Origin of the sequence: Gardnerella sp. KA01001, from assembly GCF_049244025.1 — a bacterium.
Lineage (GTDB): Bacteria > Actinomycetota > Actinomycetes > Actinomycetales > Bifidobacteriaceae > Bifidobacterium > Bifidobacterium swidsinskii.
The window spans coordinates 1,324,274-1,348,894 of sequence record NZ_CP058366.1 but is presented as its reverse complement, the minus strand read 5'-3'; the positions used below and the strand labels follow the sequence as shown (position 1 = coordinate 1,348,894).

At 39.0% G+C, this 24,621-nt stretch carries 16 protein-coding genes; 12 read left to right on the top strand and 4 right to left on the bottom strand.

Translation table 11 applies throughout. The features are described 5' to 3' along the window. Window positions 1–174: 174 nt before the first annotated feature. The 4 genes from HXT59_RS05495 to HXT59_RS05480 all read left to right on the top strand — a co-directional run bounded on the left by HXT59_RS05495 (window position 175) and on the right by HXT59_RS05480 (window position 7,672). Window positions 175–1,497: an O-acetylhomoserine aminocarboxypropyltransferase/cysteine synthase family protein gene (locus tag HXT59_RS05495; RefSeq protein WP_004111368.1), complete on the top strand. Its 1,323-nt coding sequence runs from the start codon at window positions 175–177 to the stop codon at window positions 1,495–1,497. 272 nt (window positions 1,498–1,769) lie between these two features. Next, window positions 1,770–2,609, top strand: a complete 840-nt coding sequence (locus HXT59_RS05490) for an ABC transporter ATP-binding protein (protein WP_004111369.1) — start codon at window positions 1,770–1,772, stop codon at window positions 2,607–2,609. 17 nt (window positions 2,610–2,626) lie between these two features. After that, window positions 2,627–5,320 carry an ABC transporter permease gene (locus HXT59_RS05485; protein ID WP_421784262.1) on the top strand — a complete coding sequence of 898 codons (2,694 nt, stop codon included), beginning with the start codon at window positions 2,627–2,629 and terminating at the stop codon, window positions 5,318–5,320. A gap of 384 nt (window positions 5,321–5,704) precedes the next feature. Beyond that, the gene (locus tag HXT59_RS05480; protein WP_421784261.1) at window positions 5,705–7,672 is read left to right on the top strand and encodes an ATPase; all 1,968 of its coding nucleotides are present in this window, start codon (window positions 5,705–5,707) and stop codon (window positions 7,670–7,672) included. Window positions 7,673–7,753: 81 nt separating this feature from the next. On the opposite strand, the gene HXT59_RS05475 is transcribed toward HXT59_RS05480, so the two are convergent. Next, window positions 7,754–8,539: a response regulator gene (locus tag HXT59_RS05475; protein WP_421784260.1), complete on the bottom strand. Its 786-nt coding sequence runs from the start codon at window positions 8,537–8,539 to the stop codon at window positions 7,754–7,756. A gap of 9 nt (window positions 8,540–8,548) precedes the next feature. Continuing rightward, entirely contained in the window at window positions 8,549–11,104 is a 2,556-nt protein-coding gene (locus HXT59_RS05470; RefSeq protein ID WP_421784259.1) for a sensor histidine kinase, read from the bottom strand. A gap of 117 nt (window positions 11,105–11,221) precedes the next feature. Here HXT59_RS05470 and HXT59_RS05465 point away from each other — a divergent pair, with 117 nt between their 5' ends. The 4 genes from HXT59_RS05465 (at window position 11,222) to HXT59_RS05450 (ending at window position 15,609) form a co-directional block, all read left to right on the top strand. Next, window positions 11,222–12,604, top strand: a complete 1,383-nt coding sequence (locus tag HXT59_RS05465) for an alpha/beta fold hydrolase (protein WP_102703038.1) — start codon at window positions 11,222–11,224, stop codon at window positions 12,602–12,604. A gap of 126 nt (window positions 12,605–12,730) precedes the next feature. Further along, a complete protein-coding gene (gene proC / locus HXT59_RS05460; RefSeq protein WP_064621611.1) occupies window positions 12,731–13,534 on the top strand; it encodes a pyrroline-5-carboxylate reductase in 804 nt (267 codons plus the stop codon). A gap of 54 nt (window positions 13,535–13,588) precedes the next feature. Continuing rightward, a complete protein-coding gene (gene ychF, locus HXT59_RS05455) occupies window positions 13,589–14,677 on the top strand; it encodes a redox-regulated ATPase YchF (protein ID WP_012914083.1) in 1,089 nt (362 codons plus the stop codon). Window positions 14,678–14,823: 146 nt separating this feature from the next. Beyond that, entirely contained in the window at window positions 14,824–15,609 is a 786-nt protein-coding gene (locus tag HXT59_RS05450; RefSeq protein ID WP_012914084.1) for a L,D-transpeptidase, read from the top strand. A 102-nt stretch (window positions 15,610–15,711) separates the two neighbouring features. On the opposite strand, the gene HXT59_RS05445 is transcribed toward HXT59_RS05450, so the two are convergent. Next, the gene (locus HXT59_RS05445; protein ID WP_033888753.1) at window positions 15,712–16,773 is read right to left on the bottom strand and encodes a YeiH family protein; all 1,062 of its coding nucleotides are present in this window, start codon (window positions 16,771–16,773) and stop codon (window positions 15,712–15,714) included. Between the two features lie 221 nt (window positions 16,774–16,994). Here HXT59_RS05445 and HXT59_RS05440 point away from each other — a divergent pair, with 221 nt between their 5' ends. The 3 genes from HXT59_RS05440 (at window position 16,995) to HXT59_RS05430 (ending at window position 22,360) form a co-directional block, all read left to right on the top strand. Then, window positions 16,995–17,360 (top strand): DUF488 domain-containing protein, encoded by a 366-nt coding sequence (locus tag HXT59_RS05440; protein ID WP_116431753.1) that lies wholly within the window; start codon window positions 16,995–16,997, stop codon window positions 17,358–17,360. 338 nt (window positions 17,361–17,698) lie between these two features. Then, window positions 17,699–18,988, top strand: coding sequence for a uracil-xanthine permease family protein (locus HXT59_RS05435; protein WP_004119362.1), 1,290 nt, complete (start codon window positions 17,699–17,701; stop codon window positions 18,986–18,988). A 321-nt stretch (window positions 18,989–19,309) separates the two neighbouring features. Next, the gene (locus HXT59_RS05430; protein ID WP_421784258.1) at window positions 19,310–22,360 is read left to right on the top strand and encodes a UPF0182 family protein; all 3,051 of its coding nucleotides are present in this window, start codon (window positions 19,310–19,312) and stop codon (window positions 22,358–22,360) included. A gap of 100 nt (window positions 22,361–22,460) precedes the next feature. Here the strand turns inward: HXT59_RS05430 and HXT59_RS05425 are convergent, their stop codons facing one another. Beyond that, complete coding sequence (locus tag HXT59_RS05425; protein WP_064621639.1) at window positions 22,461–23,252, bottom strand: ABC transporter permease; 792 nt, start codon at window positions 23,250–23,252, stop codon at window positions 22,461–22,463. A gap of 308 nt (window positions 23,253–23,560) precedes the next feature. Here HXT59_RS05425 and HXT59_RS05420 point away from each other — a divergent pair, with 308 nt between their 5' ends. Continuing rightward, a complete protein-coding gene (locus HXT59_RS05420) occupies window positions 23,561–24,613 on the top strand; it encodes an ABC transporter substrate-binding protein (RefSeq protein WP_116773759.1) in 1,053 nt (350 codons plus the stop codon). Window positions 24,614–24,621: the final 8 nt, after the last annotated feature.

Sequence of the window (24,621 nt, the reverse complement as noted above, 5' to 3'; positions counted from 1 at the left end):
TTCGTTATAGCTAATTTTGATAACCGCAGGTATGTACGAATGAACCATAGTGGCATATTGTCGTTATCACTTAAATAAATATGTAAACAGAAAACGGAAAAGTAAGCGGATGCGCAAAGTAAACTGAAGCAAACTAATCTACTGTTTAAAAAGTCGCAAAACTGGAGGGGTATTATGAGCGATATTGAAGAAACGCAAGGAAAGTATCATTTTGAGACCTTGCAATTGCATGTAGGTCAAGAGCAGGCGGATCCGGCAACTGATTCTCGTGCAGTTCCTATTTATCAAACAACAAGCTACGTATTCCATGATTTTGACCATGCTGCAGCTCGTTTTGATTTGCGTGACGCTGGAAACATTTATGGTCGTTTAACGAATTCTACTCAAGATGTTTTTGAGCGCAGAATTGCAGCTCTTGAAGGTGGTACTGCAGCTTTGGCTGTTGCTTCTGGCGCGGCCGCTGTCGACTATGCTATTCGTAACATTACGCAGCAGGGCGATCACATCGTGTCTTCAAAGAATGTGTATGGTGGAACTTATAACCTTCTTCGTCACACTCTTCCTCGAGATGGTGTAACAACTACTTTTGTCGATCCTAAGAATCCTCAAAACTTCGAGGATGCTATTCAACCAAATACAAAGCTTGTATACTTTGAAACTTTCGGTAATCCTAACGCAGATTTGCCTGATTTTGAGACTATTTCCGAGATTGCTCATCGCCACAATCTTCCTGTTTTTGTTGACAATACTTTCGCAACTCCATATCTTTTCCGTCCGCTTGAGCATGGTGCAGATATTGTAGTCGAATCTGCTACGAAATTTATTGGCGGTCATGGTACAACTCTTGGTGGCATTATTGTTGAAGGCGGCAATTTTGATTGGGCTAAAGTCCCTGGAAAATTCCCAACTCTTACAGAAGCTGACCCAAGTTACCACGGTTTGAACTTCTATGAAGCTTTAGGACCTGTGGCTTTTGTGACGCGTATTCGTGCGATTATTTTGCGCGATACTGGTGCTTGCATTAGCCCATTTGCAGCATTCTTGCTTTTGCAAGGCACGGAAACCTTGAGCTTGCGTGTTGAGCGTCACGTTGAGAATGCGTTGAAGGTTGTTCAATATTTGCAAACTGTGCCAGAGGTTGAATCTGTAAGTCATCCTTCTATTGAAGGTCGTTCTGATCACGAGCTTTATAAGCGTTACTTCCCGAATGGTGGAGGCTCTATTTTCACGTTTGATATTAAAGGTGGAAGGGATGCAGCTCGCGTATTTATTGACAATTTACAGCTTTTCTCATTGCTTGCAAATGTTGCGGACGTAAAATCATTGGTTATTCATCCTGCATCTACTACGCACTCTCAGGAAACTCCTGAAGAATTGGAAGATCAGGGCATTTATGAGGGAACTATTCGCTTGTCTATTGGAACTGAGCATATTGACGATATTCTTGCCGATTTGCAGCGCGGATTTGACGCTGTTCGTAAAGCAGGTCTTGCTTAAATAGAAAAGAGAAAGTAAAAGTAAAAAATTATTAATTAAAAATATTCCTGAAGATCCATTACCATTTTATTCGGAGCGCATATTGTATTTGTATGCGCTCCGATTTTTTATACATTCTGTAAATTTGTGCATCATACTTTAGGATGAGACGCTAATTTTTTCTCAATAATTTCCGCCTTACGCACGATGGTAATCAGCTGTATTTTTCCGTAAATTTAAGTATTAGCAGTAGATAATTATGCGATTACTACTTTTTAAGAAAAGGAGCAGTTATGAACAGTCCGTACGAAACAAGCTCATACGAGCAAGAAAATGCTTTAGATTTTAGAGCAGATTTTAACCAAAACTTGATTGGTGAAACAGCAGTTGCAGCTTTGCATGTTGTTAAAGATTTTGGCAAGGGTGCAGGCATTGTTCACGCTTTGCGAGATGTAAGCGTAAGTTTTGAACGCGGCAAGTTTACGGCGATTATGGGTCCTTCTGGTTCCGGAAAGTCAACTTTAATGCACTCTTTGGCTGGTCTTGACAGCGTTAATTCTGGAAAAGTTTTGGTAGATGGCCTAGATATTACAGGCATGAGCGATAAGCAGCTTACGCTTATGCGACGCGAAATGGTCGGATTTATTTTCCAAAGTTTTAATCTTCTTCCAATGTTTAGCGCTGAGCAAAATATTCTCATGCCTCTTACTTTGGCGGGCAAAAAGCCAGATAAGCAATGGTTTAATACTTTGGTTTTAACTCTTGGATTGCAAAATCGATTACATCACAGACCTGCTGAGCTTTCAGGCGGTCAGCGTCAACGTGTTGCAATTGCTCGAGCTTTAATCTCTAAGCCTTCCGTAGTTTTTGCAGACGAGCCTACCGGAAATCTTGACTCTGCTTCCAGCTCAGAAGTTTTGCATTTCTTGAAGAAGTCCGTAACGGAGCTTGGTCAAACTGTGATTATGGTTACTCACGACGCTGTTGCAGCCTCTTACGCGGATCGAGCAATCGTGTTTGCAGATGGCCAAATCGTTGAAGATGTGCAAAATCCTACTGCGGAAGGCATGAGCAAGATGCTTATGGAACGCAGCGAGGCTGGTATTAGTAATCAGTCTGCTCAATTGCAATAAAAGGTGGTGAAGTTAGAATGTGGAAAATCGCGCTAAAACTTATGCGTAAAAGCGTGCGCATGCTAATCGCCTCTGGAATTGCAATTCTTATAGGCAGCATGTTTATGAGCGCTACTTTGCTTTTTGTAAACAGTGTTGACGACTTGATGGTTCGCAATGCAACGGAAGAATTCCATAGCGCAAATTATGCAATCTCATCTAAAAGCTCTAACAGTTCTCCGAATAGTGGAATTCATTATAAAGACCTTCATTTAGACGAAATATCGAAGATGCCTGGTGTCAACGGTATTCGTAGTGACGATGCGACTGCGCTTGTAGGAGTAGAAAAAGGTGATAAATCAGTTACAAGTATTGCTTGGTCTAGTGGTTTGTATGGAAATCTTCCTGTGTATAAATCAACAGAAGGTAGAGATCCGCAAAAAATAGGCGAAATTACGCTTATTAAAAGTATTGCTAAATCCATACATGCAAATATTGGCGATACTATAACCTTGGTTAAAGTAGATGAAGCTGGCGGAAATAAAGAAAAATCATACGATGTTCGTGTGGTTGGTCTTGTTGACGATGGAGAACATTCTCAAATACCAATTTCAAATCGCGGCACGTATCTTGGTGGCATAACGAATGATTTTTGTGCAAAACTCAACAATCTTAAAAATTTTGACAATCAAGTTGTGCAAAGCAAAGTGTACATGAGTATTGATGAATCTAAAATAAACGATTTATCTCCTAAGATTAACGCTTTGCTTCCAGAGCAATTTTCTCTTATGTCTAGGCACGAAGTTGGTGTAAGAGCTGTTCGAAGTGTGTCAAACGGCACAAATTTTGTGACTATGTTCTTGCTATCGTTTGGTGTTCTAGCGTTGCTTATTTCTTCGCTTGTTATAGCAAACACATTCCAAGTTTTGGTTGCTCAACGCAGACGCACTCTTGCGCTTTTGCGCGTAATCGGTGCACAATCGCATCAGCTTTATACAGCAGTTTTGCTTGAAGCTGCAATACTTGGAGTTATTTCTGCGGCTATTGGCGTGCTTTGCGCAATAGGATTTATGGGCGCAATTAGTAACTTGAATATTAATTCTGGACCATTATCTAAAATTCCTTTGATTGTTTCACTTCCGGCGATTGTGTGGCCAATAGTAATTGGCGCGATTGTAACAGTTCTTGCATCTATGGGTGCTGCGCAATCTGCTACAAAAGTAACGCCTATGGAAGCGTTGCGACCAATGGATTTGATGAAAGATAAGCGTGCAAGCATTATTCGCGCTGTTTTTGGCGTTCTATTTATTGTTGTAGGTATTTTATTTACGGCTTTAAGTTCTACTTCTTTAGCAAGCATGATTGCTCAGCAGTCACCTAATGCTGGTGCTGACTCTTGGAGGACTTTGATTGGAGCAGTTTTTGGATGCGCGCTTGTGTTTATTGGAATTATTATTACAGCAACATTCTGGATGCCGTTTGCTATGAAGGCAACTGGCGCAGTTATGGCACTTTGTGGGCCTGCTTCTAAAGTTGCTAACGCAAACGTGCAACGAAACCCTAGAAGAGTTGCAGCAACTGGAACAGCTTTGCTTATTGGCGTAACTCTTGTTTCAACAGTAGTAACTGGCGCAATGTGCGGTAAAGCAACTCTTAAAGGTGTTGTTGATGACCGTTACAGTGTTGACATTATTATTCAAGGCAAGAATGTTGATGAATCTTTAGCTGCCGACATTTCAAAGATTAGTGGAATAAAGCATACTGAGTTGCTTCCTGCAGTTCCTATGACTTTTAAGAACGCTAAGGGCAAAACTGAGTACGCTATGGCAGCTGGAGTTGATAATGTAAATCAACTTAGAAATGTAATGCACACTGACCTTGATGGCGTTAATATAAACAAAGATTCTGTGCTTTTGCCTAAGTTTAATGATGAAGGTGGAGAGCCTTTTGATCTTAAAAAAGGAAGTCTTAATCTGCAGGCTTATGTAGAAAAGTACAGTTCTGGTGAAACAGACAGTGATAATATTACGCCATTTACTGGCATGAATACAGACTCTAGTAATAACGATAAGAGCATTACTGTAAAGCAAGTTCAGTTTAAGAAGTATCGAAATGTTGGTGTGTATTCAAATAATACTGCTTTTGTGAGCAAATCCTACTTCAATAACTACCTTAAGCCTACAACGCATATTTTGCTCATTTCGGTAGACTCTAGCAAAGCTAATCTTGTAGATATTGCTAAAAACATTCGAAATGTTACATCTAGTTATGCGGAGGTTGTGTCTACTGGAAGCGTGTTTGAGCGAGCAAAGTGGGAGAGTACTATCGACGCAATGATGATGGCGCTTGTTGGCTTAATAGCAGTAGCTGTTGTGATTGCTTTAATAGGCGTTGCAAACACATTAAGCTTGTCTGTTATTGAGCGAACCAAAGAATCTGCAACTTTGCGCGCAATCGGCATGACAAGGGGACAGGTTAGAAGGTCTCTTGCATTGGAAGCAACGTTGATTTCCTTAACAAGCACTGTTTCAGGCTTGATTGTTGGAACAGCATTTGGTTGGATTGGATCCTACATGGTATTTAGCACAATTGGCAAAGTTCCGTTTGTAGTTGATTGGACTATTTACGCGGTTCTTGCTCTCATCGCTTTGCTTGCAGCTCTTCTTTCCAGCGTGCTTCCAGCTCGTAGAGCAGTGAAGTCTTCGCCAGTAGTTGCGCTCGCGGAGGACTAAATTTCGTAAGAACATATGTGAAAAGATAGTCTGTAGAAGTTAAGTTGCAGAAAAAATAGAGATAGTGCCGGTATGTAAATTTTACTTATCGGCATTATCTTTTTCTTAGGCTTTTTCGACACTCTGAAAAAATTTGTAATATTGTTATTATTTTTTTATTAAAACGTGCGTATAATTATGCGACTAGCATAATATTATGTAAAAAAAAGAGCATTTTTTATTAGTAATATTCAAAAATAATACGATTATTATTCATCATGACAAGTTTTATCGGAAATATTCCGAATAAATGGCATTGAAAATGTATTTATTTCTTTGTTATGCTCAAAATGACTGCTGACATAAGTTAGACATGAAGGCCGCTACGAGCAAGGAGTAACAAATATGGTAACGGTCAAGAAAAAATCTGCCGCAGCAATCGCAGGATTTGTTTTGTTCCTGCAAGGTCCAATGCCAGCATGGGCGCAAGAAGCTGCTGAGGTTGTACAAAATACGCAAGCTCAAACAGAGGTGACTGCAAAAGCATCTACTGAAAATAAATTATTGCAAGTTGAGCATAACATTGAAGAATTAAAGTCTAAAATTGATGAGCAAACTAAAAATCTTGAAGATGTAGTAAATAAGTTAAATAAGACTATAGAGAATATTAATACTTTTACAAAAGGTATTGCTAAAAAAGAAAAAGAACTTGATGGAATAAATAAAGTTATTGGAACTGATTTAGCTCAAGCACAAGCTGTTCTAAAAGATCTTAAGAAGAAAAAGCAGCTAAAAGAAGTAGAACTTAAAAGTCTTGAGATTCAGAAAGAACAGTCTAAAGATAATTATGAAAAATCAAAAAATGAATTAGATTCTCTTATTTCTCTTGAGAGTGAAGAATCTTCTAAGAAAGATTCATACGAGAAAATATATAAAAACTATGAGAATAAGATGCAGAATCTTAATTCAGACATTAAAGTTCTTTCTGAAGAAATAGAAAAGGATAGAGCTGCTCTGCTAAAACTTAGTGCTAAAGTAGATGAAGATGCGAAAGCATTGGAAGATGCAGAGCATCAAGATAATGCAGATTTTGATAAATTGCGTTCTAATCTTGAAAATGCTGACAAAGAGTTTAATTCTTTAAATCAGGAAATTGGTGTAAAGAAACTTAAGCTTAGCGATATGAATTCTTCTTTAACTCAGCTTGAGCCTAAGTTTAATGAAGCTGTAAAGTCGTTCGAAGAACAATCTAAGCAGCTTGAAAGTATTAAGCAAGATTTAGACATTGCAAAACAAGATACAGAAGATAAGCTTAAAGATTTGAATGATAAGACTAGTTCTATTGAAAACATTAAAGAAGAGCTTTCTACAATAGAAGTAGATATCAACAGTTATGAGCTTTCTAATAATGAATCTGAAAGAAATAAAAAGATTGAAGGTTTGCGAACAAATATTGCTGTACTTAAAGATCTTCTAAAAAATTTCCAAGTTCAAAAAGTAGACAATGAAAAAGCAAAGAAGAATTTAGAAGATGCTTTGAATGATCTTAAGAATCAGCATAGTCTTGCATTAGCTGAACTTGACGCTTTGAAAGCTTCTCAATCGGAAAAGAAGAAGAGCTCTGAAAGTGACTCTACTTCACCTGTTCCTAAAAGAAATAATTCTGATTCTCAAACACAATCTAATGATTCTGAAAGAAGAATTGCTCCTAATAATCCGCAATCTTCTGTAAATTCAAAAGATAATGCTGATTCTTCTATGCATCCTAAAGTTTCTACTCCTTCTGATGTAGAAACTTCGGGAGCGCCTTCTGTAAAGCATTCTGGAACTTCTTCTAAAACTCCTTCTGAAGCGCCTTCAAGTGCGACTAAAGAAACCTCTTCTTCTAGTGAAAGCTATGTTCCTCCGGTAACTGCTGTTGAAGAACAGAAACAGAATGAGAATATTTCTCAGGAGCAGCCTGCAGCTCAGTCTTCTAATCCTGTTCGTACTGTTGCAGTAAAGGATATTGTTTCTGAAGATGCTGCAGATAAGCAGTCAAAGCCTGTTGAAAGCAAGACTGTTGAATCTGCAAAGCCTTCTGCAAAGACTTCTGAATCTAATGTGGCTAAAGAAAACGCTAAAACTGCAGAAAGTACTGAAACTGCCGAAAATGATGATGTTCAGGATCGTCCTGCTAACGAAACTGACGAAAAGATTTCGGATACTGAAAGCGAAAAGCCACAAGCTCAAGCTAGTGCTACAGCCGAGAACAAGTCTTCTGGCAATATGCTTAGCACTATAATGCTGGGTGTTTTGGGTGTGCTAACCATTTCTGGAGCTGCTGCTGCCGGCGTTACTGTTATGCGTCACCGTCGCCTTCCGAGAGCATAAATTAAAAAACTACTCGGTACGTTGATAATCTAAATTTGCGGCTATTTGTGTCTATGCATAAATAGCCGCAGATTTATATGCTTACGGCTTAACTAAGCCATTTTCATAAGCGAAAACTACAGCCTGCACGCGGTCTCGAGCACCGATTTTTCCTAAAATATGCGCAACATGAGTTTTAACTGTTGGCAAACTAATAAATAGTTTGTCAGCAATTTCCTGATTTGAAAGTCCGTGAGCAATTTCAACAAGAACTTCGCGTTCTCTATCAGTAAGTTCTGTAATAGCTGAATTTGTGTACGCGCAGCTTTGTGTTGCTTGCGCAGCCGGATTTGCTTGTACATCGTAACTTTCTTGTGCAGCGTAATTCGCAGTGTAATTCGCAGCACTGTTTTCTGTAGTATTTGTTGCTACTTTGCCTTGCTGAATCATATTTTCAATCAAACGCTTCGTAGCAGTCGGAGCAATAATTGCGTTTCCTTGATACACTGTTCGTATTGAATTAAGCAAAGTTTCAGGTTCAGTATCTTTCAAAAGGAACCCGGAAGCACCAGCATGAATTGCAGCCATAACATATTCGTCTAAATCAAAAGTTGTTAGAATAATAATTTTAGTATTTTCGTTAGTTTTTTGCTGCAGAATTTTGCGAGTTGCTTCCAATCCGTCCATTACAGGCATGCGAACGTCCATAAGAATAATGTCTGGATTCTGGCTTTTAGAAAGCTCTACAATTTGTGATCCGTTAGAAGCCTGATATACAACGTGCATATCTTGCTGCGAATTTATTACCATCGCAAATCCTGCTCGCACAAGCTCCTGATCGTCTGCTATTGCAACGCGAATTACTTCATTGTTTTCCATATTTTCCATAGTATCAACTTACTCTTGCTTATTTAATGCACTGTGTTGAATTTGCTCATCGAGCGAAGGAGCAGGGCGAACTGCAATTTCAGTTACATTCGCAGCATTATTCGTTGAATTAACGCTGGAGCCGGTTTCTCGTAAGATTCCAAGCAGCTTTCGCATGTATTTAAGTGCTGAACGACCTTCGTCGCTAATATTTTTGAAAGATTCTCTAATTGCTTCACTTTGTTCAAGTGCTTGCTCTGGTTTTACGCAGTTTTGATTTTCTATATTATTTCTTGCTTCTTCGTATTCGTTGAGCATATCGATACCGCTATTTGCGGCATCAATTACTTTGTGTAGTGTAACGGCAACTTTTTGCTGAATATTTGCGCTAAGTCGTTGCCTTTCTGCGTTTGCTGCAAGAATTGCTAGCTGTTTTTGTTCTTTCTCAAGTTCCGTTCTGCGCGATTTTAGAAGCAGTAAATTATTGTCATCATTTCTTCGGGAATAAGCAAACGCAATAACTGTAAAACAAATTATTGCAACTATGAAACCAAAAACTAATCCAACGGACGCCATTTGCATAATGTCATAAAAATTGGTTGTGACAATATTCGATGTAAAGAATCGTATTGGAGTTTCATTTTGTGGAATATTTCTTGTAACAATACCAATTTTTACTGCGAAAATAGCAGATTCGGCAAGCACTACTGCGCTAACCCATTGCCATGCGCGTTTTTTGCCGTAGAGAACCGCAGCGTAAATAATATTTGGTATGAAAAAATTAGCGAATAAAATGTTAGGCAGGAATATAAGCTGTATTGCAGAAAATACTGCTGCAACAATTGCGCACGTAGTTGGAGATTTTCTACGTAACATGAATGGAATCATGGTTGTAAGAGTAAATACTCTATAAAGTATTTGTGATGAAAGCGAGCTTGAATATTGTGAAGTCATTCCAGTTCCAACAGTAAAATCGTAAGTTGGTATAAAAAGCATCATAACAACCCAAGGTGATGCATAAATAATGTCTCCAATAAGCCAATGTTGTTCAAACCATTGAGATACTTTCTCAATCCTATTTTGTGAAGCATTTGTTTCTGGTAAAACTTTTGGCAAAACTTTTGATGAGGTTGGAACATTTACATCTGCTGGTTTCACATTTGCCGGTTCTGCTTGCGCCGCCGATTCATTATTAACTTTTAGATTTTTATGAGTAACGTTAGGAATACTATTTAATACAGAAGCAGTAGTGTTTGATTGGTCTGTGCTGTAAGAATATGGAATAAAAGCAACAATACTAAACGTTCCATCATTGAGTTTCCCATAATCAAGCGTTCCGTGAAGATTTTCAAGTCGCTCTTTCATACCAATTAAGCCATAACCGTTTTTATGTTGCGCATTGCTATTTTGCGTTTGGTTAGCTTCGGTTTTGTGTATTTCATTCGTGATTTTTAGTGTTAAGCCTTGGTTCTTCCACTGTTCGTGAATGTTTATTTTAATGCCATCTCCTGCATGCTTTCGAATATTAGTAAGAGACTCCTGAACAACGCGGTATGCAACGGTTTGTGCGTCCGCGTTAAGCCTATTTTGAGAATTTATGCCATCAACAGTGTGCCAAAAAATATTTTTAGGAGATGCAATTTTTGCTTGCTCAATAAGCGAAGGTATGTGATTGAAATCCAACTGACCCGATGGAGCGTCTGTTAAAGCTTCTAGAAGTCGGCGCATGTCATGAACGGCGCGCTCGGCTTCGTTTTTAATAATATACATTGTTTTTTTAGCAAGAGAAATATCTTTGGTTGCTGCATAACGACCACCATCTGCTTGAACAATAATAATAGAAAGCGTGTGGGCAACAATATCGTGCATATCTCTTGCAATTCTTGCGCGCTCTGCAGTAACAGCAATGTGTTGAGCTTTTCGGCGGTACGCGCGAATAGCATTATTGTGATCTTGCAAAAGTTGAATAGTATGCACGTGAGTGCGCTGCCAGTAGCCAATAATAACCGTAATAGTAGTAATAATAATCGCAAAAATTATTGAAGGAATTGCAAAATTAAGTATATTTGAAACGCAATTTTTTATGTTACTACTATTTATATTTTGTACACTACAAGTATAACTAGCTTTTGAATGATTGTTGCCATATATTGGCCCCATTACGATATTCCACGATATTATTGCGCAAGATAATACTGTTGTTACGTAAGCTGCAATAACAAAAGCTTTTGAATGTTCTGGATTTCCGCGCGCAATAGCATTAACAAGTAGCACGAAACCAAAGAAATCAGCGAAAAGTTGAGTAGAGCCAAATGCTACTTGCACAATGCAAATAACAATAAAAATAGTAGCCGATTGTTCAGGCCATAGTTTTCGGACTGAAAGTAGTAATGCAACAACAATATTGATAAGCGTTACTGTAATAAGCGAACCTTGAGTCAAAAAGCCATCAACGTTGCTTATAACGTAGCGATCGCTTGAAAGCATAAAAAGAATAAACGGAATAATACCCCATAATATGTCGTTTAATGAGAGCTCTTTTCGTAAGCGCTGTATAACACTTTGAAACATATTAGGTACTTTCATAATTACTAGGCTAGTGCATAGTACTTTATAGAACAATCAAACTTGAGTATGATTTATAAATAGAGTGTGTAATTGATAGTTGCAATGTAGCACGAAAATAAAGAAAGGGATGGCAAGATGGCATTGCTTACAAGCTATTATGTTCCGGGATTGCATATTGAAGAACGAGCGATTGATGTGCCGCTTGATTGGGAGGGTAACACTCCGGGTGGTGCTATCAAAGGTGAGACTATTCGCTTATTCTGCAGAGTAGTTTGCGCTCCTGAGCATGTGCATGACGATTTGCCGCTGCTTGTGTTCTTGCAAGGAGGCCCAGGCGGGCAGTGCCCACGTCCGCTTTCACCTTCTAGCGATGGTTGGATTCAAGAGGCTATTAAGCATTTTCGCGTAGTTTTGCCGGATCAGCGCGGTGTTGGACGTTCCTCAAGGGTAGATGCTTCAACCATGAAGCGTATGTTGGATGACGGCGTTAGTGTTGAGCGTCAAGCATGGTATTTGAAGCGTTTCTTAGCTGATTCAATTATTCGCGATTTTGAGCATTTGCGACTTACTGAGTTTGATGCGAAGCCGTGGGTGTCTTTGGGACAAAGCTACGGCGGTTTCCTTACGCTTACATATTTGTCACTGTTCCCGCAAGGATTAATTGCAAGCTTCACAACCGGCGGTATTCCTCATGTTCCGGCGAATGCGCGTGAAGTTTACGAACACACGTTCCCGCGTATGGCTCGCAAAACAGAGCAATTCTATGAGCGTTATCCGCAGGATGTGGCTCGCGCCGCTGCTATTGCAGACCGTATTGCTCAAGGAGACGTTATGCTTCCAAATGGCGAAAAACTTACGGTTGAACGATTCCAAATGTTGGGCTCTTCCTTTGGTATGAAACCAAGTTTTGAGCGAGTGCACTGGCTTCTTGATTCCGCTTTTTCTGACGGTGACGGTTCGCTTAAAGCTTTCAAACACGCTGGCGGTTCTGTTGCTGGTAGTTTAAGCGACGAGTTTGTTTACGGTGTAATGGATGCTACTGCTTCGAGCCCGCTGTACTGGCCGTTGCAAGAGTTTATTTATGCTGATGGCGAATTAGAGCATCCAATTTTGTGGGCTGCCCAGCAGGTTAGGGAAACAATGCCAGAGTTTTCTGGTTCTGCTCGTCCTCTTCTTTTCACTGGCGAAGCAATGTTTCCTTGGATGTATGATCAAGAGCTTGCTTTGCAACCATTCCTTCCAGCTGTTGACTGCTTGATGAAAGATAAGCAGTTTGGCAAAATTTACGATCAAGATCAACTTGCTAATAACGAAGTTCCATTGCAATCTGCAGTTTACTTTGATGACATGTACGTAGATTCTGGTCTTCAGCTTGACACTCTTTCTCATATTGCCAACTCTCACTATTGGACGACGAACGAGTTTGAGCATGATGGTTTACATGGAGATATTGTTTTCCGTCATTTGTTTGATGAGGCGTTGAATCGCGGCGATTTAGAGGGAATTTACAAGAGATAAGCCGTATACAAAGGTAATAATTTTAATATGCGCAATGATTATAGTGCACTCTTTGCTATGCTATACATCTGTTTGCTTAGTAATGAGTGCACTACTGTTTTATCAATGCGCTAAAGGGAGTCATGTATGGGTACTTGTGTATCTGGAACTGTTGGTTTTATAGGCTATGGCAATATGGCACAAGCAATCGCTAAAGGTGCGCTGAATGCAGGAGTATTGCAAGGTGAAAATATTGTTGCGTGCGCGCATAATTTTGAAAAACTCGAGCGTAATACTTCACTAATTGGCGCTCGCGCTATGCGTACTGCTCAAGAAGTGTGTGAAGCAAGTGATGTGATTATTATTGCTGTAAAGCCGTATCAGGTTGCTGAAGTGCTTAAGCCAATTTGTGAAGTTATTAATGAACGAGGTATTGCTGTTATTTCCGTTGCAGCCGGTTGGACGCTTGAGCGTTACATGGAACTGCTTGGCAAGAATGCTCATGTTCAGTGCATTATTCCGAATACTCCTATTGCGGTCTGCCAAGGCGTGACTTTAGCTGAAACTACTCATACGCTTAGTGATAGTCAACTTTCAATGTTTAGTGCTTTATTTGAGCCAATTTCTTTGGTAGAGCGAGTGAATAGTGATCATATGAATATTGCAATGTGTATTTCTAGCTGTGCTCCAGCTTTTACAGCAATGTATATGGAAGCATTGGGCGATGCTGGTGTGAAATATGGTTTGCAACGTGATTGTGCTTACCGTTTGGCTGCAAAAATGATTGAAGGAGTAGGTGCGTTATATATGGATTCGCGCACTCATCCAGGGATTATGAAAGATGCAGTGTGCTCTCCTGGAGGAACAACTATTCGTGGCGTTGCTGAGCTAGAATCTCGCGGATTTAGGGGAGATGTGATTGCTGCAGTTGATGCTATTGAAAATAAATAGTAAATAAAATCAAGTTGTGTCGGCTTTCCCGGCGCTGGTCTAAACTAGGTAAATATGTCTTTAACTATTGGAATTGTTGGATTGCCAAACGTTGGTAAGTCCACTATGTTTAATGCTTTAACCCGCAACAACGTTTTGGCGGAGAATTATCCGTTTGCAACTATTGAGCCTAATACTGGTATTGTTCCGCTTCCGGATCATCGTCTTCCAGTTTTAGCTAAATTAGTTAATACTGAAAAAATTGTTCCAGCAACAGTTACTTTCGTTGATATTGCAGGAATTGTTAAGGGTGCCTCCGAGGGTGAAGGCTTGGGCAATAAGTTCCTTGCTAATATTCGCGAAGCAGACGCTATTTGCGAAGTTGTTCGCGCGTTTAATGACGACGATATTGTGCATGTTAACGGAAAAGTAGATCCTGCTGACGATATTGACACGATTAATACTGAGCTAATTCTTGCCGATATGCAAACTATTGATAATGCTTTGCCAAAGCTTGAAAAAGATTTGCGCGGTAAGAAAGTTACGCAAGAATACGTAGACGCTGTAAATAAAGCTAAGGAAATTCTTGAATCTGGCAAAACTATTGACCAGGCTCATAACGAAAAGCTTATTGATAAAAACGACGTGTATGATTTGCACTTGCTAACTGCTAAGCCATTTATTTACGTGTTTAACGTGGATGATTCGGAGTTGGCTGATGAAGATTTAAAGTCTAAACTTTCTGCATCTGTCGCTCCTGCAAAAGCAATATTCCTTAATGCTCAATTTGAGTCCGAACTTACTGAGCTCGACGAAGCAGATGCTCGTGAAATGCTTGAAGATGCTGGTTTGAAGGAATCTGGTTTGGATCAACTTGCTCGCGTAGGATTCGATATTTTAGGTCTTCAAACCTATTTAACTGCCGGTGTTAAGGAAGTTCACGCCTGGCAGATTCATAAAGGCTGGACTGCTCCACAAGCTGCTGGTGTGATTCACACTGATTTTGAGCGTGGATTTATTAAGGCAGAAATTGTGTCATATGATGATTTTGTTGCTGCTGACGGTTCTATGGCAAAAATTAAGGAAGAAGGAAAGCTTCGTCTTGAAGGTCGCGACTATGTGATGCAAGACGGCGATATTGTTGAATTTAAGTTCAACGTATGAGATTGTTTGCGAAAATAAAAGCAGTATGATTCATATTTAATATTGCTGAATTAATAAGTGAAAAATATTGCTTTTTGCGCGTTGCATCTAATAATTTCCTGCTAAACTATTGGATGCAACGCTTTTGCATTTATATAGGAGACATAATGCAGTTTATTCGTAACATAATGAATGACATTAAAAAGTGCATTCGCATTGCTGCGAAAATGCGCAACTGGTGGAGGAGAAGCTCTAAAGCTGCTCGTATTACGTCTTCTGTTTTATTAGCTTCTTTGCTGATTGCATGGTTGTGCTTTATTATTTTCGAAACTGTTAATATGGTTTCTTACTCGTCTAGATACAGCGCAAAATTGCAGAATTCTGTATTAATTCAGCGCGAAAAAAATGCTTATAGTAACAATCTTGGTAATAAAAACAATGAGGTTGCTGATAATAAGTCGTTTGAAAAATATTTCGATAAATATTGCAAACAAAAGTTAGATAAATCAACGGTTAATCATGTTTTTTGGAAACATCCTACTGGTGGTGAATATCCAAATCTTTCAGGGGCTAAAGTTTCTGACTTAAAAGTTAATGTGGACTTAAAAAAGCAACGAGTGCATATTCTTGCCAATGGTAAAACTGTATATACAATGATTATGAGTTCTGGAATGGATGATTCCACTCCTCATGGTGATTATCACATTAATATGCGCGGAAAACATTTCTTTAATCATGAGGAAAAAGTTGGTGCTGATTATTGGGTTGGTTTTATTGGTGGAGAATACTTATTCCATTCGGTTCCAACGCGCTACAACTTTGGTGAATATATTCCGTCGGAGGGCATGAAACTTGGTAAGCCTGCTTCGCATGGTTGTGTGCGTTTAAGTGTTGCGGATGCCAAATGGTTTTATAAAAATATTCCTGATGGAACGGCTGTGCATATTAGATAGATTTTTCAAGAATACGCGAAAATAAATTATCGAGAATATAAAATGAGGATCTTCAAACGAAGACCCTCATTTGTTAAGCAAAACTATTCTGTAATGTTTTATTTAGAAGAACAGTACTGCAGCTGCATAAGCCAAAGCAACTAAAACAATAGAAGCTAGGAAGCTTGCTGCAAATGCTGCGCGACCTTGCTTGAAAATAGCTCGGAAGTTTACGTTAATTCCAAGTGCAGCCATAGCCATGCCAAGGAAAACGTATCCTGCTTCTACAAGAGTTGATGCGTGTGCCGCTACGAAAGGAACGTAAGTTCCAATAACAGATGCTGCAATAAAGCCAAGCATAAACCATGGGAAGCTAATCTTATGCTTTCCGCCATTTTCAACTTTGCTATGACGAGCATTCCACCAAATTGCAATAAAGATGGAGGCTGGAACGAGCATAAGAACTCGCGAGAGCTTCATGATTGTTGCAACATCGATACTATTGAACGCTCCGCCAGCTGCAACAGCATGTGCAATTTCGTGAAGTGATGCACCTGCTGTAATGCCAAGCTGCTGCTTAGTCATGCCAAAGTTAGGCAGGATGAAGATTTCAGCAAGAGCGTAAATAGTGCCCATAATTGCAACTGTTGCAACAGCCATAACTTCGTTCTGTTCTTTCTCATCTTCCTCTTCTGGAAGAACTGGCATTGAGCCAGAAAGACCCATAACTGCAGCAGCTCCACAAATACTTGTGCCTCCTGCTGTAAGCATTGCAAGCTGAGGATTTACTTTCAAGAGTTTAGCAATGTTATAAGTTACGCAAACCATTATTGCAACTAACACAGCTGCAATAGGCAAGCATTTAATGCCCTTGGTAAACAAATCATGCAAATTCAGCTTAAATCCGAGGAGAATAATACCTAGGCGAAGAAGTTTGTTTGCAATCAAACCAGCAGCGCTTTTAACGCCTGCTCGCCTTGAATCATTATTCATTTTGTACACGTGCAATGGCAGCTGCAGAGCCATGCCAACAAGCAACGCAATAATAAGAGCACCAAGTAATTGGAAACCTGGGTACTGCTTAAGCCAGCTGCCAATAAAGGAAGCTAGAAGTGTCAATACAGCAATAAGAGCCATATCGATGGTGCAGATTTTCTTTTTCCATGTATCAAAGAAATTAACCATTTAGCCAAGTATTCTCCCATAATCGGACAAAAACGAACATAAATTAAAAAAATTAAGCAAATTTTATATAATTTTGCTGCAAATAAACGCGACACGCCGACATAAAATCACATAATCGAACATAATAACTCAATTTATATCGCAGATATCTTTTGCTAGTAAATAATTCCTTGAAAAAATAAATAAAGCTGCGATTATGGTAAACGTATAAAGGAGATTTTATGAACAAGTGCACTGTGAAGATTAAGCGTGTGTATGAAACGATTAGTAAAGATGATGGTGTGAGAGTCTTGGTTGATAGACTTTGGCCGCGTGGTATAAGCAAAGAATATGCTCATATTGATAAATGGCTTAAAGATATTGCTCCTACTTCGCAGTTACGCAAGTGGTTTAATCATGACCCGGAGCATTTTGAAGAATTTTCACATCGTTATGTTGAAGAACTTGATTCAAATCATGAAGCTGTTGGTGTGATTATGGATTTGTTTAATAAGTATCAAACTATAACTTTGTTGTATGCTGCAAAAAATCCAAAAGTAAATCACGCATTAGTTTTGCAAGAATATTTACAAAAATTACTTGCTTGAGTATGTGTTTACTAATTTTGCGATTATTTAACTTTGCCTAACTTTAATTATTTTATAAACATAAGTTAGTAAGTATCAACTTTAGTTGGTGTTCATTGCATTCTTTTCAACACGCCGACCTTGCTTGATATTCCAACAAAAATAAAAAACAAAACTGTAATTTTTTTCTTATGCTCGACACTTTCGTTTTGCGACATTAGAATGTCCCTTTGGCATATGGGTCGGTGGTGCAATGGACCTCCCAGAAGCTGCCATCCCAGCGCTCAATGAGTGCTTGTTTTTTAGCGACACTTGTTTTACACAACATTTTGCATAGCTTGTTTTTGCAAGGAGAAGAAATGAATTCATTATTCACGTGGCAGCTTCACGGTAATGGCAAAACGTTAAAGCCTGGTGAAGTTGTAGAGCCAGACGAGCGTTTGACTTGGACTCGTACTGCTGGAATTGGTGCTCAGCATGTTATTGCAATGTTTGGTGCTACGTTCTTGGTGCCTATTCTTACGGGCTTTGATCCATCAACAACATTGATGTTCACTGCTATTTCTACAGCACTGTTCTTACTTATTAACGCAAATAAGCTTCCTAGTTATCTGGGAAGCTCTTTTGGTCTTATAGCACCTGTTATGGCTGTAACAACAGCTCATAAAGGTATTGCAGTTGCAAGCTTTGGCATTATGTGCACAGGTTTGCTTCTTGCTCTTATAGGTGTGCTTGTACATTTTGCAGGAGCTAAGTGGATTGACATTATTATGCCACCTGTTGTAAACGGTGCAATCGTTGCAATTATTGGTTTTAATTTAGGACCTGCAGTTTGGACTAACTTCCAGAAAGCTCCAGATACAGCTCTTGTGACATTAGTTGCTGTAATGCTTATTGCTGTAGTATTTCGCGGTCTTCTTGGTCGTTTAAATATTCTTTTAGGTGTTCTCGTTGGTTACGCTTATGCATGCTTCCAAGGTCAAGTCGATTTTAAAAAGATTGAAGAAGCTTCTTGGATTGGTTTTCCTAAATTCCACACGCCACAAGTTGATTTCTCTGTTCTACTTATGTTCTTGCCGGTAGTACTTGTTCTCATTGCAGAAAATGTTGGTCACGTAAAGTCTGTAGCTCAAATGACTGGTCGCGACTATGACTCTAAGATTGGAACTGCATTATTCGCAGATGGTTTTGGTACAGCTATTGCTGGTTTATTTGGCGGCTGTGGTACCACCACGTACGGTGAAAATATCGGTGTTATGGCTGCAACAAAGGTTTATTCTACTGCAGCTTATTGGTGTGCTGCAGCTTTTGCTTTTATATTGAGCCTTTGCCCAAAGTTTGGCGCTGTTGTAAATTCAATCCCAGCTGGTGTTCTTGGTGGCGTGACCACTTTGCTTTACGGCATGATTGGCATGATTGGCGTAAGAATCTGGGTAGAAAACAAAGTTAACTTCGATAAGCCAGTGAATATTATGATTGCTGCAATCGTTATGATTATTGGTATTGCTAACTTCCAGTTTGCTATTTCTGGAATTCAGTTCAACGGTATTGCAATCGGAACCGTTGTGGTGTTGGTTGTATACCACTTACTGAAGGCTATTGGAAAGCTTACTGGTACGATTGCTAAAGATGATCCTGATGTTGCCTAGCTTAAATACTCCAATTTGATTTAATTTAATCGCTTTAAGCGCGTTCGCATTAACTTGCGGGTGCGCTTTTTGTAATTAATTTTGATTACATAATATATAGATTGGGAATAATTAGTATAGTATCATTAACCTTATGTTGAAGCTCATCATAGAAGTAATTATTGGCATTATGTGGGTTGTTGCTGGTGCATATATGGCTAAAAATAATAAAAATAGTAAGAGCAGTGCGAGCAATAAAAGTAACAAAAATGTACAGACTATATTCTCAATGATGATGAGAAAGATAACAACAATAAGCTTAAGAATGAAAGAAATTGTTCTATGAAAGTTAATCTGAATTTTGCAAAATTTACTTATACTGCAAAAAAGTGGAGGTGGATTCTTGCGATAGTAGTGTTAATTGTCGCGTTTGCTGTAGCTGCAATATTTGCTCTCGCAAGGTTCATAACTGATTGCATGTGGTATTCGCAGCTTGGATTTGAAAGTGTTATTTGGATTCAGCTTGTAGCAAAAGTGGGCGTTTGGGTGCTTTATGCAATATTAATGTCTGCTTTTGGATACTTGTCTGCAGCTTTGGCAATAAAAGCGCGTCCAAGCAATGCAGATGGAACTTATATTCGAATTAAAGGCAATGTTATTGATTTAAAGCAGGGAATTAGTTCAAAGCTTGCTTTGCATGTTGCAGGAATTTTTTCATTGATTGTAGGCGCAGTATTTGGATTTAAATTCTACAATCATTGGGCGCAAATTTTGTTAATGTTTAACGCCCAACCTTTTGGCATTAAAGATCCGCAATTTGGAATTGACAATGGCTTCTATGTATTTGTGCTTCCAGGATTAAGGTTATTTATAAGCGCATTTGTGCTTTTATTGGTAATATCTCTTGTTTTCTCTATTATTACGCACATTCTTATGGGAGCAATTCGTTTTAGTATGCCTATCGATGGTAAAGGCATATTAAGTATTACAAAACGAGCACGTAGACAAATTTCTGTATGGTTTATGCTTGTGATTTTGACATGGGCACTTCAACAGATTTTAGACATGTTCGCTTTAGTAACTCTTGATGGATCTCGAATTACAGGCGGCTCATACACTGACATGAATGCTGGTGTTCCTGGAAGCATAGCAATGGCAGTGATAACAGTGTTAGTTGGTTCTGTTATTGCATTTTGGTTTATGAAATCTCATGCTTTATCTGTAGAAGCACCAATTTCAGTGCGTTTTAAAACAGCAATTAAGGCATGGAAAACACCAATTATTGCTTTAGCTTTTATGATTGTTTGCTCAATTGTTATATCTTTCGCTTGGCCGGCACTTGTGCAGCGATTTAAAGTTGCTCCTAATGCTCAGGAATTGGAAGCTACTTATATTCAGCGTAATATCGATGCAACAAAGTTTGCTTACGGGCTAAATAACGTAAAGAAAGAATCGTATAACGCTACTTCTAAAGGTAAATCAGGTGCATTATCAAAAGAAGCAGAGTCAACTGCGCAAATTCGTTTGTTAGATCCACAAGTTACGTCTCCAACGTTCCGTCAATTGCAGCAATCGAAGCAATATTACACTTTCGCAGATACGCTTTCAGTTGATAAATACGATATTGACGGTGTAAGTCAAGATACGGTTATTGCTGCGCGCGAGCTTGATTTAGCTGGCAACGATAATCGAAACTGGGTTAATGATCATACAGTTTATACGCATGGCTATGGAATTGTTGCAGCTTACGGAAATAAAGTAACAACAGATGGACAGCCACAATTTATGGAGTATGGTATTCCTGCTCAAGGCAAACTTACTAAGTCACAAAAGTATGAACCGCGTATTTACTTCTCACCAAATGCTCCTGAGTATTCTATCGTTGGTTCTCCAAAAGGGACATCTCCATGGGAGTTTGATTATCCGACTGGCTCTCAAGGTGCTTTAACTACTTTCAAAGGCAATGGTGGTCCAAGTTTAGGAAACTTCTTCTCTAAACTTTTGCATGCAATTAGATTTGAGTCTGATCAGATTCTTTTTTCTGACCGTGTGACTTCTGAATCTCAAATTTTGTATGATCGTGATCCTAAGACACGCGTGTCTAAGGTTGCTCCTTACTTAACTTTGGATGGTCGAGTTTATCCTGCAGTAGTAGATGGTCGCGTTAAGTGGATTGTTGATGGCTATACTACTTCTGATTCTTACCCTTATTCTCAAATGACTGATTTTGGTAAGGTAACTCAAGATTCCACAACAACAACTTCTCATTCTATTAAAGGGTTGACAAATCAGCGCGCAAACTACATTCGTAATTCTGTGAAAGCTACAGTTGATGCTTATGATGGATCTGTTGATTTGTATGTGTGGGATACGAAAGACCCTGTGATTAAAGCATGGCGTTCAATTTTCCCAGGTCATTATCATGACATTTCTAAGATTTCTGGCGATTTGATGAAGCATTTGCGTTACCCAGAAAGCTTGTTTAAAGTTCAACGTCACTTATTAGCAAAGTATCACGTCGATACAGCAAGCCAATTCTTCTCTGGAGAAGACTTCTGGCAGATTCCTGTTGATCCAACTGAATCTCAAAAAGCACAAAAAGAAGATATTTTGCAACCTCCATACTATTTGACTTTGCAAACTGGAGACGCAAAGAAACCAGTATTTTCGCTTGTTTCTACTTATATTCCGGCAGGTAAAAGTACTCGTGAAATATTAACTGGTTTCTTGTCTGTTGATTCAGATGCGGGGGATACTCCTGGAAAGATTGGTCCAAATTACGGTAAGATTCGTTTGCAAGAATTACCTAAGATATCTAATGTTCCAGGACCTGGTCAAGCTCAGAATAATTTCAACGCTAATGCAAATGTTTCTAAAGAATTGAATTTGCTTGAATCCGGTTCTACTAAAGTTAAGCGCGGCAATTTGATTACATTGCCTCTTGGCGGTGGGCTGGTTTATGTAGAGCCTGTTTATGTGCAATCTAGCGGTTCTACTAGCTATCCTTTGCTTAAGAAGGTGTTAGTTGCTTTTGGAGATCAAGTTGGATTTGCAGATACGTTAGATGAAGCACTTAATCAAGTATTTGGCGGAAACTCAGGCGCTTTGGCTGGAGATGCTTCTAATAATTCTTCTTCAAACAATGCTGCTGAAAATAATGAATCTAAGGATGCTGATTCTAAAGAAGGTACCTCTAAGGAAAATGAGTCTAAGAATTCAGAAAAATCTCATTCTATGAGTCAAAAAGCTAAAGAAGCACTTAAACGTGCAGCTCAAGCGTTAAAAGATTCTGATTCTGCTATGCGATCCGGAAACTGGGAAGCTTACGGAAAGGCGCAAAAAGAGCTGAGCGATGCTATTAATGAAGCAATGAAAGAAGAATCAGGTAAGTAAGTAGGTTTTCGTTAATATATCAGTTTGTGAGTTACAAGAGTAGCGAATGTTACGTTATTTTCGTTACTTTTGTAGCTCACATGCGCTGTTTTAATGCATTTCACAATTGGTTATCTGGATCCTCATCTTCGTCTGCTGAGCCAAGCAGAATTCTTTCACAAACGTTAACGATGCACATAAGAAGCGCAGTAAGAATTATTATTACTATTGTTGCAGAAAAAATAAGTGGTGTTCTAAATGAGTTATAAGCGAATTGAAGCCAAATTCCTAGCCCATCTTTGGCTCCCAAATATTCTGCAGTTGAAGCAGTTCCAAAAACATAAGCTGCACTAATGCGTATGCCACCAAAAATTTGGCGAGCTGCAACTCTTAATTTAACATGCCACAAAGTCCAAGTTCTGCTTGCTCCACAAGTTAAAGCAACATCTGTATAAAAACTTGGAACAGCGTCAAGACCTCGTATAGTTTGCACAGCAATAGGGAACATGCTGAAAACCATTACTATTACAATTTTTCCAGATATTTCAAAACCAAACCAAATCAAAAAAATTGGCGCAATAGAAATTAATGGCATAGTTTGCGCTGCGCATAAAAGCGGGAATAAAGCAGATTTAACAAGCTTACAAACATGGAAAATAACACCTAAAAGAATTCCAACTACTATTGCAATAGAAAAACCGATAACTGTTTCTTGTGTTGTAATTAATGCTGCAGGTAATAGAGTTGGCAAAGAGTCAGCTGTTGATTGAGCAATTGAAGATGGTGTTGGAATCAAATTTTCCGAAATTTTATAATATTCGCATGCGTACTGCCAAAAAACAAGTAAAACTATTACAGAAAATACAGTTGGCAGATATTTAATTAGCATACGTTTAAAACGCGATTGCGTCATGAAAACTCGATTCCTTTCTGTAAATGACTTCGATTGCTGCCCCAACCGAATTATTTAAGACTACAAATAGCATGTACATTCTATTAGAAGCGCACAACTTCTGTGAATTTAATAGTGTACATGATTTTTATTTGTCTCTTTAACCGTGCATAATCTAAATGTTTTGTGAGTCAATGTGTGGCAAACTGTAGCAGGTTGAATCTGCGCAGGGGCATTGAACGGCGCGAGCTAGGCCCTTTGTTACCGTTTTCTGCCGAGTTCGTGTCACTTTCCCAGAAGAACGGTACAAGAAACAAAGTAGGGAACTCATGAATATGCGTATTGTAAAGCGTACTCTTGCGTTTGTTCTTTCTGCGTGCTGCGTATTTTCTTTCTCGGCATGTGGATTTGCAAGTAGTAGTAAGAATGCAAATCTTCGTAAAGTGTCGTTTATGCTATTTTGGGCACCGGATACTAATCATATTGGTATTTATGTTGCTAAGCATAAAGGATGGTTTAAAGATGCTGGATTAGATGTCAATATACTTGCTGTTGCTCAGACTGGTTCGGAACACGCAGTTGATAGTGGTGTTGCTGATTTTGCTCTTAGTACTTTGACAAATGCTGCTGATTTTTCAACAAAGGGAGCAAATCTTGAGCAAGTTATGCAAGTTCAGCAAAAGCCAAGTGCTATTTGGTGTTCACTTGCTTCGAACAATAAAATTCATTCTCCAAAAGATTTTGATGGTCGTACTTTTGCAACTTTTGGTTCAGCTGAAGGTGATGCTGTAATTCGTAGGATGATTCAACACGATGGTGGTCAAGGTAAGTTCGACAAAGTGACTGTTGGAACTTCAACTTTTAGAACTCTTGAATCTGGCAAAGCTGATTTTGGTGGTTTCTACGGCACTTGGGAAGGTGTACAGTCTGAAATGTTTGGGCCAAAGCTTCGCTGCTTCATGGAGGGCGACTACGGTGTACCAGGTCAGCCAGATACTATTGGAATAATCGCAAATAAGCGTACTGTAGCTAAAGACCCTAAGCTTGTTCGAGCATTTGTTAAAGCTGCAAAGCGCGGATATGAGTATGCTTATGAACATCCTGATGAGGCTTCTGAAATTCTTGTGAAAGAAGCGAAAGATGCTAATCTCGACATAAAGTTTGTTCAGCGTAGCATGAAGATGATTGTTGACGGTCAATATTGGGGCAATCGCGCGGATATTAAGAGCGGAAAATTTGTGTTCGGAACCACTGATGTTAAAGGCGCTCAAGCTTACTTTAACTTCTTAAGTAAGGAAGGTGCTTACACTGATTCTAAAGGCAAAGTAACTCATAAAACTCCGCAAGCAAAAGAATTGTCTACTGACGAATTTTTGAAATAAATAACATA